Source organism: Caproicibacterium sp. XB2 (genome assembly GCF_044880635.1).
GTDB lineage: Bacteria > Bacillota > Clostridia > Oscillospirales > Acutalibacteraceae > Caproicibacterium > Caproicibacterium lactatifermentans.
Genome location: NZ_CP173227.1, coordinates 1,201,692 through 1,214,507 on the forward strand (window position 1 = coordinate 1,201,692; position 12,816 = coordinate 1,214,507).

Here is a 12,816-nt window from a genome sequence, read left to right on the forward strand (position 1 = left end):
CCCCATTGTCGGTTTACTTAAATGAAATGGAACTCCTAAAAAAATGGGAGGAAATCATCACGGACGGTGGCGCACACGCTTCCGTCCGGCTTGGTGACGGAGAAGCGACGGTTGCGGCACACGGTGCCATCCTAACCATGGACTTTGTCCAAAAAGCCTATCCGTGGGTGGCACAGCGCGACCGTTCTTACTGTGGTGTACTTCTGCCCAATGAAGACGCCCGGCTGCGGCTGGTGGAAGCACTGCGGCAGACCGATTTTCTCGGCATTCTTTCCCAAACAAACAGTTGGATGTTCCGCCCTTTGGCTGAAATGGTACTGCAGTTTTATGATATCCGCCCACCGTACACGTTTTACGCTTTTGATAATTATATTTTAAGTACAAAAAAGGAATTCTACGACTTTTTCAAGGAACAAAGTGTGCTTCTGGTCGGGCAAAAGGCCCGCTGTCTGCGGCGGGTGCTGGAAAACCGGTACGGCTGGAGCGGTATTGTCGGTACGGTGGACTGTCCGGACTGGGATTCCGTTGATACAGCCGCCTCCAAGATGAGCCGATATGCATACCGCACGGCGCTGGTCAGCGCCGGTGTTCCCGGGAAAGTGCTGACGGTGTACGCCAAAAAGTGCGGGCACGTCGGCATTGATTTCGGCTGCGGAACGGACCTCTGCCTGGAGGCCGACGAAGCCGGCCTCTACGCCTGGGAAATGGCAGCCGGCCCGCAGCGAACCTATATTTGCAAAGAATAAATACACAAATCATGGTTATAAAAAGAAAAGAACCAGCTACTTATAGGGAAGCCGCGCTCCAATTGCGCGGGGTCTTTATAAGTGCTGGTTCTTCTTTAATTGTTAGTATATCGAAAATAAAAAATCGGGAAATTGTTATACCTCGTTCAGTCCTAACAAGCAAAGCCACTGGAATAAAAAAACAAACCACTTAAAAAGCAGTTACACTCAAGAAGCTTTTAAACTTTTTTCGAAATCATCACCTCCTTGTGATAAATATTATATACTTTCATGTACTTATGTACCGATACAGAAAGTTCTAAGCAAAAAACAATTTAAGCAATATTGGGAATATTTGTTAGTTTGTGCGATAATATATCATGTTGTTGAAATTATGTCAACCTATTTTTAGATAAGTTGGGATAAAATATAACAATTAGATAGCGTTAGATATGGCAGTCAACGCAGAGCAAATTTATACTTCTAAGTATTTAGGAGTTACCTTGGGGAATATCCAGGTAGCACCAAACCTCACGATGGAAAGGATCAGTGTAGACGTTGAAGTGCGGCATTTGGTGGAAATGAACATTGACAGACAAGCGGTCGCCAGAAGTGACAAAAGGGCAGCTGAAAATGTGACGAACTGTGCCTGTAAAAAATTCAGTGAAGTAAGATTGTTTGTTGGAATATAAAGTTGGAATATAAATTAGTATGGACCGAATGGTTCCTTCTTTAATGGATGCTGCTTTATTTAACGCTTTACAGAACGTGCCATGCCAAGGCATCCGGAATCGCCCAAATGATGAATATCTGTTCCGGTCATTTTACACATAAGCGCAATTTGCCGTATTGTATTTCTGTCTGCCCCTTCCTGCGAAGTACCAACAGAAGTACAAAATAAGCAGCTTCAAAACTAAGCACCGTTTCATCTTTTAAGATAGAATTTGCTTTTACCTCACGAATTGTCCACCTCTAATAACTGAAACTATGTTCCACTCTTTGTCCATCACAACAAGGTCGGCCTGCTTTCCAGCTTTTATGCTTCCGATTTTTCGGTCTTCACCGATTTCACGCGCCGAGACTACGGTGATGAAGTCCGCTTATGGCATTGAACAGATGCGTCGCATGCGTGACCCCATGGCGAAACGCTTTCTCCAGCCGGATTGATACCAGTCAGCGTTACAGATGGCTTTCCGGCGCCAGCATCCCAATCCCGGTCTAGTTTGCCATTGTGGTATTGCCGCAGGAAGTTCTTTACTCCCTGTTTACATGGCTTTATGATATCAAATAAAGAATTTTTACCGAATGCTTGTAATCTATTCCCTGCCGTGGTAAAGTTTGTTTGAAGAAATTTATGACTGCTTTAAATAGCAATTTAATAAGATTTGAAAAGCTTTCCTAATTCAGTATATCCTAGCGATAATTACAGCCTTGATGCTTGGCGGCGTTTTTGCTCTCTTATTTCAGAATACGCAGATCCTAATGCCACTCGGGCTGGTTGTTATGTTTGTAGCCTGCATGTTCTGCGGCGTGTTCATTACATTTGACCAAATGCCGGGTGCATTCAAGAAGATTGCTTCCTATATTCCCATGAAATATGCAATGAACGATTTTTTCGATATCTGGACCAAAAAAATTTATTGGGACCGGACTTTTCTGATTTTATCGATTATCTACATGGCTATCCTCACCGTTGCTTTAACGATTTTTCTGAAACGTAATGAGAAACTGAAGACAAAGAAAATTGTTAGAAACGGTGCTTCACAGAATCCAGCTCAGGATTCCGGGCTTTCATCAACATCTAAATAATATAAAAAAGGGGAATTTCTTATGAAACGACAGGTAAAAAACAATCTGCTGTTACGCATCGTTCTAGAATTCGTGGTTGGAATCATTATTTCAATGGTACTGTGTTGTATTTTGATTTTTATCGGTTATTTCCACACACATTCCGCCGACCTGACGGCATATACAGTTCGGTTCTTCCAATTTCCAATCTATGAGATCACGACAACAGGCGGAAAAATGACTGGAACAGCATTAAACCAGAATATGTCGGTGATTAGTATTATCTTTTCCGTAGTTTGCATTATCATTTTTGAGGCAATTCATTTCGTCAAGGCAAAGAAGCAGCATTCGGAAGCCTAAGCAATGGACACAGATTACAAAATCAAGGGATTATTTCATCAACATCCCAAAATCCATTGGGGAGTAGTTATGGATATCGCCGTAAATGATTTGGTAGTAAAATACGGTGACTTTACTGCTGTTAATTGAATTTCGTTTGGGGTGGAAAAGGGGCAGATTCTGGCAGTTATAGGCCCGAACGGTTCGGGAAAAACTTCCACGATAGAATGTATAGAAGGGCTGCGAAAAATTGATCCCCCTGCCGACTACAGATTGCTGCTGAATCAATTCCATCTGGAGGGGAAAAAGCGGAAATACGTTTCTTCTCTTTCCGGTGGTGAAAGGCAGAAATTGTCCATAATACTTGCGCTTATACCCAATTCTGCCATCCTGTTTCTCGACGAATTGACAACCGGACTTGACCCGGAGACAAGGCACAATCTGTGGAGTTACATAAAGGACATCAATTCTCAAGGCATCACTATTTTTATGATTTCACACTTTATGGATGAAGTTGAATATCTTGCAGATAAAGTTATTTTGCTGAAAAATGGCGGTATCCTTGAAACTGGAACCGTTGATGAACTTAAGCAAAAATCCGGAGTGTCACAAAAGTCACATTCTATGCTTCTGGAAGCAACGAGGCAATGTTTAACAATATGAAATCAATCGATGGAATCACAAATATTTACAATTATAGAAACCAAATCACCGTTTACGGAAATGAATTTGGACTGATGGCGGCCGTTTCCCATTTTTTACCTGATTTATTTTGCGTTGATTTTTCTCGGAAGGGCAACTATTCCCTATGAAATATTCCCGGACACCATGAAAAAATTGGATAAATGAAAAAGTAAAAAATCGTTGGTTCAAAGTAAAGCATTTTGGTACACACCATCATCTGGTTTGAATGTCTGTTCCAGCTTTTAATAAATTTTGGGCAGCTGTCTATTTTATGCGATTTATGGCAATGGCTTCTGTTCACTTCATATACTGCCTGCCCGCGTTTCATCGAATATCCGGTCTTTCGTCCGCGGCTGCCTTTACGTTCCGGCGTGCGGCGGCGCAGCTTCATTTTACAATCAGCCAATAAAAATTTGTGTAATGTTGTAACGAAATACGAACTCAACGGTCTTATATAGGAAAGGCGGTGAAAATGTGACTGAATTTGAAGAAATATACTCCAACTATTTTAAGGATGTATACAGATATTCGTTAGTTCTTTCAAAAAATAAAAGCATCGCGGAGGATATCACGCAAGAAACGTTTTTTAAGGCGCTGAAAAAAATCGATGCCTTTAAAGGAGATTGTAAAATCAGTGTCTGGCTCTGCCAAATCGCGAAAAACACATATTTTTCATATTTAAAAAAGCAGCCCTACCTGCTTGAAGATATTGATAATGTGGTTAATATCCCAGGCGATGATTTCGAACAAAAAATAATCGCGGATGGAAATGTTTATGAAATCCACAAACTCATCCATGGTTTAGAGGAACCATATAAAGAGGTGTTTATGCTCCGCTTTTTTGGGGCTCTGTCATTTCGTAAGATTGCCGAGTTGTTTGGAAAAACGGAAAGCTGGGCAAGAGTCACTTATCATCGCGCGCGAGCAAAATTAAAGGAGGCATTGTTATGAAAATTCCATGTGAAGTTATTAAAGATTTGCTGCCACTCTATTATGATAAGGTCTGCAGCAAAGAAAGCTGTTCATTGGTTGAGGAACATTTAAACCAATGCCCGCAGTGCGCGGATGAATTGCAAAAACTGAAGATGAGCTTAGAAAAGCCATCGGCGTCAGAGGAAGATGTAAACGTCATGAAACGAATTTCCGCGGCATGGAAAAAGGATAAGAGAGTTTCATTCGCAAGAGGTTCTATGCTTGTTTCAGCTTTGGCGGCAATGATTTGCTTTATTTCCTACCATATTATCGGCGCGGAGGTTTTGCCGGGTGGGAGATTGGCTGAACCGTTTGCACTTTTACCAATCGGTTATCTATTCGTTTTAGTGTTTATGATTTCCATAGTTTTCAACTTTATATTTTTAAAAAAGCAAAAATAAAATGAGCTTAAAACGAAGCTGTTCGGTTTTTAACCGAACAGATATTTGTTTGTGAGATTTACAGTATCCTTTTTAATTCATTGGGATTCTCCCTTCAAATTGCGAACTTCCCATGCCTTGAACTTCATTTTACGAAATACGAAGCCGGTAGAGCATGTGCTGATAAACGACAACACACCATCTGAAGTTCAAAAAGCTTTCAAGAATTTACAGCAAAACGATAGGTTCGTTTCTATCGGCCGTGCTGCCCGCGCACGGGCGATTTGCGACTACATCTTTGGAATTAACTACAGCCGCTTTTTCGGCCTTACACTCGGCGTGAAAGGGCTTTCTGTTGGCCGGGTGCAGACTCCTACTTTGGGACTCGTTGTCAACCGCGACCAGCAGATTGAAAATCACATAAAGCAGGAATACTTTGAATTGACCGCAGATGCTTCTCTGGACGAAAGGAGCGTAAGTTTTGCCTTTAAGCCAGATAAACCCTATTTGGACAATGCCGGACATATAACGGACCGGTCCTTTCTTTCAGATATTTCTGCCCATGTAGCGGTTCCCGCTTCTGCCACTGTTGTAAAATTGCAGAAAACAGAAGCTCCTCCCCTGCCCTTTAACCTTGTAAAATTGCAGGCACATATGAACGAAAAATATAATCTCCCGGTTTCACGCACGCTGGAAATCACACAGGAACTGCGCGACAAATACAAGGCAATTACATACAACCGATCAGACTGTCAATATCTAAACGCTGAACAGCACGCTGCGGCGCCGCAGGTACTGCCGGGTGTTATGGAACGCCTTGGTCTGCAGCTGCCGCTCAATTATGGTATTCGGTCAAAATGCTTTAACGATGCAAACGTGACAGCACATCATGCTATTATTCCAACCGCCGCCAAGTTTGATCTTTCTTCCCTATCCGATGACCAGAAAGCAGTTTACACGGAAATTGCAAAACGGTATCTCATACAGTTTTTACCTCCTATCGCGCCGGAGGAAACAAAGGCCGCCGTTTCTGTTCCGGGCAAAGGAACCTTCCAGGCCAATTCCGTTCACGTTCTGGATAAAGGATTTGCAGCCTTTTATCCGGCAAAGTTATTTAAAGAGACAGCCTTGAGTGGCATACCAACTGGCGGTTATTCCGTGAAGCTGGAAAATTATCGAATAGCAGAAAAATACACTGCACCGCCGAAGCGGTACACCCAAGCGACCCTGATTACAGATATGACACAGGTAGCAAAGTATGTGACCGATCCGCAGGCAAAGGCCGCGCTGCAGGCGAAGGATAAAGACAAAAAGGGCGAAAATGGCTCTATCGGTACACCAGCGACACGCGATAAAATTATCGAAACGCTGATAAAACGCGGGTATGCACAAGATGACGGCAAGCATTTGGTATCTACGCAGTACGGACGCCAGCTCTATGACCTACTGCCGGACGACATTAAAAAGCCAGACCTGACAGCTCTCTGGTGGACAATTCAGGAAGATATTAAATCTGGCAACGCAAAAATCTCTGATATGACAAATTCTGTGCTTTCGTCTATTCGCAGCCATCTGAAAGATGATTATTCCACTGCCCATGTTGACCATGCAGATGATAAAAAGGAAATCGGAAAATGCCCTCTCTGCGGAAAGCCGGTCTATGAAAATCAAAAAGCTTTTGGCTGCTCCGGTTACAAGCAAGGCTGCAAATTTGCTATCTGGAAAGACAACGGATTTTTCAAGCACTTTGGCAAGAGGGTAACGCCCTCTGCGGCAAAAGCACTGCTGGGACCACATCATCGTTATTTGGAAAAGAATCTAACAGGAAAAACCGGCCGGAAATATGACGCCTACTTCGTTATGAAAATAAAAGACAATCGGCCGGACTTTTCATTGGAGTTCCCTCAGAAAAGGAAGGATGAAGGAGGAAGAAAACAAAAATGAAAAAGCGGACTTGAATTTTTATAGCAAAAAGGCGAAGGGAAAAAACCTCCACCTTTTTGCTGTTCACTGAACGGAAATACCGCCCATACTGAATCCTTAAACAATTTCAGTATGGGCGGTATTCCTTTATTTATCAATATTATTTTATAAAACTCATGGAGGAATAATCATGCAAAACTATTATATAGCTTCCACCGCCGCCTATCAGGTCCCCATCAGCAGCACAGCTTATAAAGTATTGTCTTATTTGCAGCAATGTGCGGATTACAAGACACGCACCTGCTTCCCTAAACGCAAAACCATTGCGGCAAAGTGCGGTATCAGTGTACGCAGCGTTGTACGATCCATAAATAACCTTTGCGCCGCCGATCTGCTGAAGCGTACTTTTCAGTTCGCACGTTTTGCTGGGGACAATGCCATCAGGCAAAAGGAGAATCTATATACTGTCATAGATGAGCCACAAGAGGCTCTGCCATGCGATTATATCAATAATCATGGTGTGAATATGGTAAATAATAAAAGTCTCTCTAATGGCCGTACAAAGCCCGTTAGGCTGTACGCAGCTAAAACTGCTAATTTCTCCACTCTCACAGGCAACGAATTGAAAGTGTACAATTATATAACTCTACGTGCGGGGAAACAAGGAAGCTGCTATCTGTCTAAAAAAGCAATTGCCACTGCCTGCAACTGCAGCACTATTACCGTATATCGCTGCATTAAGTGTTTAGCTAATCAGGGCCTGTTGTGCGTTCAGGCACAGACTCGCAAAGAATTCGCGGGAAACGATGGTACAGCCTGTAATCTATACACAGTCGTCCACTATTCCCAGCGTTTCCGCCTGGCTTCCATAAAGCTCCTGTTTGCGTGTTTGTTAAACCAATCTTTGTGCTGCACCCCCATTTCATCTCTATTTGTCACGGGGGGCCATATCACGGTTGTCACCCCAGGAACACCTACCCTAAAGAACATGACCTCAAATAGAAAAAGAACTTCTAAAAATAAAGATTAAGTTAAAAGGATGGACCCGAAATATTTGCAAATATGCTGTAAATTTGACAGAGCATTCTTTATTTCATTATTGTTAATTTTACAACAAATTAATGAAATCTCAAAAGAATCTTACCGTAACAGCGTGGCTGAACAAATGGCTTGATACACACGTACAGCCAAATTTAGCACACAAAACGTATATATCTTACCGGATCGTAACAAATATATTGGAACGATCTTTCCCGGAGTTAGAGAATGTTCCGGTAAGCCAAATGAACAGTTTTCATGCACAGCGAATCATTAACAGCCTTGCGGATAAATACTCAAAATCCACGTTAAATGAAATGCGTGTCATTTTTCATCAGTCCTTTGAAGCTGCCAGTCAAATCCCTTCCATGCATGTAAATCGAATTGGGAAGATGCGCATCCCGGATCGCGCTTCACAAAAGCACGTTCGCGCGTTGACACGTGCAGAGCAGGAAGCGGTAGAAGAGGCTGCTCAGCACGTTTATATGGGCTATCTGGCTATCTTCTTTCTGCGAACTGGATTACGGTCAGCTGAGTTGTGCAATCTGAAGTGGCAAGATTTTAACGAAAAAAGGAGGATGATTTTCGTCCGTAAAAGTAAAACCCCCTCTGGTGTTCGATTCATTCCATTGCGGAATGAGGCTTTGCAAATTATTTTAATGCAACCCAAAAACACAGCCGTGATAATGCTATTTTTCACTAGGAGCGGTATGGAACTCCTATTACAGCATCTGTACTGCAGAATTGTATATGCGTTTGCGCAGAGAAACTGGCATTAATTTTTTAACGACTCATGTTTACAGACATACGTTCGCTACGCGAGCTTTGGAAGATGGCATGAATGTAAAAGCGCTGTCTAAAATTCTCGGCCATACGAACGTTGCCTTTACCATGCAGCGCTACTGTTCCCCTGATATTGAATTTCTGCAGGAGCAAACGGATATGCTGGACCAGAAATAAGCTATGTAAAAAAGGGCTTACAGTTATTTCTGTAAGCCCTTTTTGCTAGTGTGCCCGGCAAGGGCGATAACTTGGCGTTGAACGTCCGCTATGCGCTCGGTAACAGGAAGCGTTAGCCGAAGGCAAACGTTCTGCATCAAACGGAACTGCAAAGCGAAATTTGTGCCGTAGACCGCCATGACGCCTATCGCTTCACTGCCGCGCAACGGTTTTTAGAAATCGTGAAACAAGCGCGGGAAACTAAATGTACGCCATCGTGAATAAAATTTATCGACTGCACTATCGGTGCACCCATTGTTTCACTTTATCGAGCATTCCAAGGGAGGACAAAGTCTGTTTAATTGCACCCTTCGTTTTCCTTTTTATTTTAGTAGAGAAGGAATCAGACCCATATTTTTTAAGCACTTCTTCAAATGGCTCTTTTTCTAAATCGGTAAAAAAGGATTCCCGTTTGGGGCTTGCTTCCACTGACTGGCCGATTGCCGGATTATATTGAATTGCTTGATTGAAATCCACAGGCTTTACAATAACGGAATCGGAAATGCTGTCGAACAATTTTTTCCCTTTGTCTGTGTTGACAATCACCAAGGACGTACCTTTGTCATCAAACATAGAGGGCATCATCTGGTTAACTCCCCAAAAATCCGCCAATGTAATATCACTTTGCCGGTCTAACCCTTTAAAAGCACAGTTACTGCAGGAAGGACGCAAGCAGACATTTGATAAAAACAAATGAAGGTAACTGTCGCAGTCTAAGGTCTGGCGATATTCAGTGCCATTGATAAATTGAAACAACAGTGACCATTTTTGCCAACCTTGTGTTTTGTTTCTAAAGGAAATTTTATGCGCAGAACTCTGTGCAGTATCTTCGCGAAATCGCACATAGTTACGCCAAACTTTCGGTGACGGTGTTCCATGACAAATTAAATCCTGACAAACTAAATTTTCATAATCTTTTTCTAAATAAGTTTTAAGCCCACTTATTTGACAAGGTGTTCCACTAAAATATACTTTTCGCCCTTCTTTTAAAAGTGCCTCTGTTTCTGCATAGGCATCCCCTATACTGCTCTGAACATACTTCGAACCCCGCAATTTGTTAAGGTCCTGTGTATTTTGCACATAGGTATGTACCACATGAAAGCAATCATCAAAGCTGGCCCCGAAGACTGCCCCGCCGCTTTGAAGAACCTGCTGCGCAAGTTCTGTAAACAACCCTCCAGAGGAACTCGCCTCGCGTACAGAATCATGTTTGCTGTAAGCTGCAAAAGCCTTCGGTTTTCTCTGAACTTTCCGCTGCTGAAAAACAGGACAGCGGCTTTTACATTTGCCACAGTTGATACACTGTGTATCATCAATAAAAGGATATAAAAATCCCTCTTTATCTTCTTTCATTGTAATACAATGGTTCGGACAAATACTGGCACAAGCACTACAGCCGGAACAGTTCTGCTTTTGTTTAATTAATTTCATTTTTCTTTTCCTTCATCTTATGCCAACACTGCTTTGCGGCTTCATAAGGGAAGCGCAGTCCCTTATGCCTTCCTACAAAGTATGCCAAATTATCCTTGGGTCCTAATTCTTTGTGGCTAAGCAAACATTGATATGCATTTTTCAGTAATGCCAAGTCGGGTAGTTCCGGTGCCAGTCTTATTTCTCGATGTGCATATTTAATTTCAAGCATATCTAAAATTTCTTTCTCTTCTGGAATTTTCATGTCCTTTATAACATGAAAAAGAAGATCTTTAAAGCCTTCATATCGTTCAAACCACTGTTCCGGTGTACGAAAGATATGTGAATGGCTATTTCCCCTGTTCACCACCACATACAGGGGTTCTTCTACATATCCACATTTGTAGTAATAAGCGACAGGAAGCATTAGCTGCCAATTCTGTCCTTCTCTAGACGGGTATATTTGTCTGGTAGGACATACTTTACAAAACGAATCTTTGCGAATCATCATGCCTCCACCGCTCTCAAATACGACATTTGTTTCTGTTAGTAAATCTATAAATAAGTTGTCTTGCCCTATTGGCTTTTTACGATATCTTATATCAACGACTTTCCTAATATCTCTTTCATTCACATTTTCTGCCGGACAAATACAAAATCCATATTGTAAGTTGTTTTCTAAAAATTTGACACGCTGAATAATTGAATTTGATTTGAAATAATCGTCAGAGTCCAGCCATGTAAGATAGTCCCCATGAAACAAATTAAGCGCTTTATTCATTGCAGCTGCTTGTCCAGAATGCTTCTGATAAATATAATGGAGCTGCATTCCTTTCATCTGGAATTGTTTTATGTAGCTGTAAACTATATTTTTGGTATTGTCTGTTGATCCGTCGTCCACTACGAATAGTTCTATATTGGGATAGGTTTGTGCCAATACTGAATTCAAAAAACGGCCAATGAATTTTTCACCATTATAACAAGGGGTTATAATACTTACCAATGGATTAGTGGTCATGAGATTTAAGCCTACCTTTAAGGAATTTCACTGTCTTTAGAAGCACTTTGCACTCACTGTTTCGATGAAAAATGAAAATATAAATTACGTTAGGAACTATAAATGTGATGAGTGCCATTAATATGAAATTTAAAATTGTTACTGTGCTCATAACAAAGTGTTTAATAAGTTCAAGTAAACATATCATTGCGAAAGTAATCGCTAAATTTCTTAACATCCTAATGAAATATGAAATGGAGCTTTTATGAAAAAGATACTTATACAGAACGATTGGCTTCCAAATAGTTATAACTATGCCTGACACTATCGTGCCTACATAAACACCAGGGAGACCCATTTTTATAACGCAAACAATACTAATAATGAGATTAAGTATTGCCTGTATAATGGATGCATATTTATCAGGATCAAAAAGGCCGCCCGCAGATTTAAAATTAAATACTGCAGCCCTTTGACCAACAAAATAATTATTGAACAAAATAAGGGCCAATGAAATATTATCTATTTTTTTATCTGCACCAATCCATAATGTAATAAACGGTTGGAACAGAATTACCAGTGCTATTGTTTCAAAACTATATAACCAAAATCCGCAGAAATCATAAACGTTAAAAACTTCAAACTGTTTATCTTTGTTCTCAGTTGCAATTAAGTTTCCGCAGCTTGAAACAATGCCTGTCATAGCAACGGTTATAAACCCTGTTGCAGCTGATATAATAATATTATAGTTTGATACCAGTCCAACAACCGCGACGTTGATAAAAGCCGATATAATAATATTATCAGTTTGATAAACACTGATATCCCCGATTTTATGAAGAATAAGAGCTTTAATGTTCTTAATCAAATTGTTCTTGGTCTTTTTATCAAGTGGTTTAACATCTTTGCTTCTTAGATATTCATATCTTTTATCCAGATATAGCGCAGTGATAATCTTTTGAACAAGTTGTAAGCCGGCCTGAACAAGAAGATAGACAAGAAAATTGTGGTATAACTCTAACGCAATTATTTGAACAATAGTAATAACGATACGACATACAGAATCAATATTTGTAAGTATATAATTCTGTTGTTCCGCATTTACCAGTCCATATTTATAAGATACAAAATAGGAAGAAATCGTATTAAAAAGAAATATCAAATAATAAATTTGTAGATTTGCTACCCCTTCTGCACCTTTAATAAAGTATCTCAAAAAGGGTAGCAAGATAAGCCCAACCGTTGCAACAATAGCTGCTACAATCCGATAGGCTTTCTTATAAACATGCATTAAGGATTTGATCTTTTCTTTGTCATCTTCGGCAACTGGTTTATATAAGCTGTAATTCATAGCAGTACCGATGCCCAGTTCGGAAAAGGACAATATATTCAGCACATTGGTAAATAGCCCATTAATTCCAAGGTATGTAGTACCGAGCACATTAATAAATACAGTTCTTGAAATAAACGCGAGTAACAAATTTAATACTGTTCCCGCATATCCCCAAATAATATTTTTTGCCGAATTAACTGATCTGGACTTCTGTTGCATCAATCTTCC

General features: G+C 40.9%; 15 protein-coding genes. 11 read left to right on the forward strand and 4 right to left on the reverse strand.

The annotated features are described in order from the left end of the window. Nucleotides 1-5 precede the first annotated feature (5 nt). The gene (locus ACIHKT_RS06015) at nt 6-746 is read left to right on the forward strand and encodes a GT-D fold domain-containing glycosyltransferase (RefSeq protein ID WP_086035963.1); all 741 of its coding nucleotides are present in this window, start codon (nt 6-8) and stop codon (nt 744-746) included. A 929-nt stretch (nt 747-1,675) separates the two neighbouring features. Here ACIHKT_RS06015 and ACIHKT_RS06020 read toward each other — a convergent pair. Beyond that, on the reverse strand, nt 1,676-1,816 hold the full coding sequence (locus tag ACIHKT_RS06020) for an amidohydrolase family protein (protein ID WP_157659008.1): 141 nt from the start codon (nt 1,814-1,816) through the stop codon (nt 1,676-1,678). A gap of 310 nt (nt 1,817-2,126) precedes the next feature. Here ACIHKT_RS06020 and ACIHKT_RS06025 point away from each other — a divergent pair, with 310 nt between their 5' ends. The 10 genes from ACIHKT_RS06025 (at nt 2,127) to ACIHKT_RS06070 (ending at nt 8,809) form a co-directional block, all read left to right on the forward strand. Continuing rightward, on the forward strand, nt 2,127-2,534 hold the full coding sequence (locus ACIHKT_RS06025) for an ABC transporter permease (RefSeq protein WP_274379847.1): 408 nt from the start codon (nt 2,127-2,129) through the stop codon (nt 2,532-2,534). A 21-nt stretch (nt 2,535-2,555) separates the two neighbouring features. After that, on the forward strand, nt 2,556-2,873 hold the full coding sequence (locus tag ACIHKT_RS06030; protein WP_086035966.1) for a DUF5963 family protein: 318 nt from the start codon (nt 2,556-2,558) through the stop codon (nt 2,871-2,873). A 3-nt stretch (nt 2,874-2,876) separates the two neighbouring features. Next, a complete protein-coding gene (locus ACIHKT_RS06035; RefSeq protein ID WP_404352063.1) occupies nt 2,877-3,002 on the forward strand; it encodes a hypothetical protein in 126 nt (41 codons plus the stop codon). 12 nt (nt 3,003-3,014) lie between these two features. After that, on the forward strand, nt 3,015-3,515 hold the full coding sequence (locus ACIHKT_RS06040; protein ID WP_404352066.1) for an ATP-binding cassette domain-containing protein: 501 nt from the start codon (nt 3,015-3,017) through the stop codon (nt 3,513-3,515). Between the two features lie 495 nt (nt 3,516-4,010). Continuing rightward, nucleotides 4,011-4,487, forward strand: coding sequence for an RNA polymerase sigma factor (locus tag ACIHKT_RS06045; protein ID WP_086035969.1), 477 nt, complete (start codon nt 4,011-4,013; stop codon nt 4,485-4,487). After that, nucleotides 4,484-4,909: a DUF3955 domain-containing protein gene (locus ACIHKT_RS06050; RefSeq protein ID WP_174193026.1), complete on the forward strand. Its 426-nt coding sequence runs from the start codon at nt 4,484-4,486 to the stop codon at nt 4,907-4,909. Before ACIHKT_RS06045 ends, ACIHKT_RS06050 begins: the two co-directional genes overlap by 4 nt. 117 nt (nt 4,910-5,026) lie before the next feature. Then, nucleotides 5,027-6,832 carry a DNA topoisomerase gene (locus ACIHKT_RS06055; RefSeq protein WP_404352074.1) on the forward strand — a complete coding sequence of 602 codons (1,806 nt, stop codon included), beginning with the start codon at nt 5,027-5,029 and terminating at the stop codon, nt 6,830-6,832. A gap of 169 nt (nt 6,833-7,001) precedes the next feature. Further along, nucleotides 7,002-7,841 carry a helix-turn-helix domain-containing protein gene (locus ACIHKT_RS06060; RefSeq protein WP_174193022.1) on the forward strand — a complete coding sequence of 280 codons (840 nt, stop codon included), beginning with the start codon at nt 7,002-7,004 and terminating at the stop codon, nt 7,839-7,841. Between the two features lie 253 nt (nt 7,842-8,094). Beyond that, on the forward strand, nt 8,095-8,628 hold the full coding sequence (locus tag ACIHKT_RS06065; protein WP_274379846.1) for a site-specific integrase: 534 nt from the start codon (nt 8,095-8,097) through the stop codon (nt 8,626-8,628). After that, the gene (locus ACIHKT_RS06070) at nt 8,600-8,809 is read left to right on the forward strand and encodes a tyrosine-type recombinase/integrase (RefSeq protein ID WP_174193019.1); all 210 of its coding nucleotides are present in this window, start codon (nt 8,600-8,602) and stop codon (nt 8,807-8,809) included. The genes ACIHKT_RS06065 and ACIHKT_RS06070 overlap by 29 nt, the downstream gene beginning before the upstream one ends. A 279-nt stretch (nt 8,810-9,088) precedes the next feature. Here ACIHKT_RS06070 and ACIHKT_RS06075 read toward each other — a convergent pair whose 3' ends face one another. Genes ACIHKT_RS06075 through ACIHKT_RS06085 form a run of 3 tightly spaced genes read right to left on the reverse strand, consistent with a single transcriptional unit; the run spans nt 9,089 to nt 12,807 of the window. Continuing rightward, nucleotides 9,089-10,279, reverse strand: coding sequence for a Coenzyme F420 hydrogenase/dehydrogenase, beta subunit C-terminal domain (locus ACIHKT_RS06075; RefSeq protein WP_404352078.1), 1,191 nt, complete (start codon nt 10,277-10,279; stop codon nt 9,089-9,091). Beyond that, the gene (locus tag ACIHKT_RS06080) at nt 10,266-11,276 is read right to left on the reverse strand and encodes a glycosyltransferase family 2 protein (RefSeq protein ID WP_174193015.1); all 1,011 of its coding nucleotides are present in this window, start codon (nt 11,274-11,276) and stop codon (nt 10,266-10,268) included. The genes ACIHKT_RS06075 and ACIHKT_RS06080 overlap by 14 nt, the downstream gene beginning before the upstream one ends. Next, on the reverse strand, nt 11,266-12,807 hold the full coding sequence (locus tag ACIHKT_RS06085; RefSeq protein ID WP_174193013.1) for a lipopolysaccharide biosynthesis protein: 1,542 nt from the start codon (nt 12,805-12,807) through the stop codon (nt 11,266-11,268). Before ACIHKT_RS06085 ends, ACIHKT_RS06080 begins: the two co-directional genes overlap by 11 nt. Nucleotides 12,808-12,816 lie beyond the last annotated feature (9 nt).

Excerpts from the sequence above, each read along its gene's own strand:
- ACIHKT_RS06030 (WP_086035966.1), top strand. The coding sequence starts at position 2,556 with ATGAAACGACAGGTAAAAAACAATCTGCTGTTACGCATCGTTCTAGAA.
- ACIHKT_RS06035 (WP_404352063.1), top strand. The coding sequence starts at position 2,877 with ATGGACACAGATTACAAAATCAAGGGATTATTTCATCAACATCCCAAA.
- ACIHKT_RS06050 (WP_174193026.1), top strand. The coding sequence starts at position 4,484 with ATGAAAATTCCATGTGAAGTTATTAAAGATTTGCTGCCACTCTATTAT.
- ACIHKT_RS06060 (WP_174193022.1), top strand. The coding sequence starts at position 7,002 with ATGCAAAACTATTATATAGCTTCCACCGCCGCCTATCAGGTCCCCATC.
- ACIHKT_RS06065 (WP_274379846.1), top strand. The coding sequence starts at position 8,095 with ATGAACAGTTTTCATGCACAGCGAATCATTAACAGCCTTGCGGATAAA.
- ACIHKT_RS06070 (WP_174193019.1), top strand. The coding sequence starts at position 8,600 with ATGCGTTTGCGCAGAGAAACTGGCATTAATTTTTTAACGACTCATGTT.
- ACIHKT_RS06075 (WP_404352078.1), bottom strand. The coding sequence starts at position 10,279 with ATGAAATTAATTAAACAAAAGCAGAACTGTTCCGGCTGTAGTGCTTGT.
- ACIHKT_RS06080 (WP_174193015.1), bottom strand. The coding sequence starts at position 11,276 with ATGACCACTAATCCATTGGTAAGTATTATAACCCCTTGTTATAATGGT.
- ACIHKT_RS06085 (WP_174193013.1), bottom strand. The coding sequence starts at position 12,807 with ATGCAACAGAAGTCCAGATCAGTTAATTCGGCAAAAAATATTATTTGG.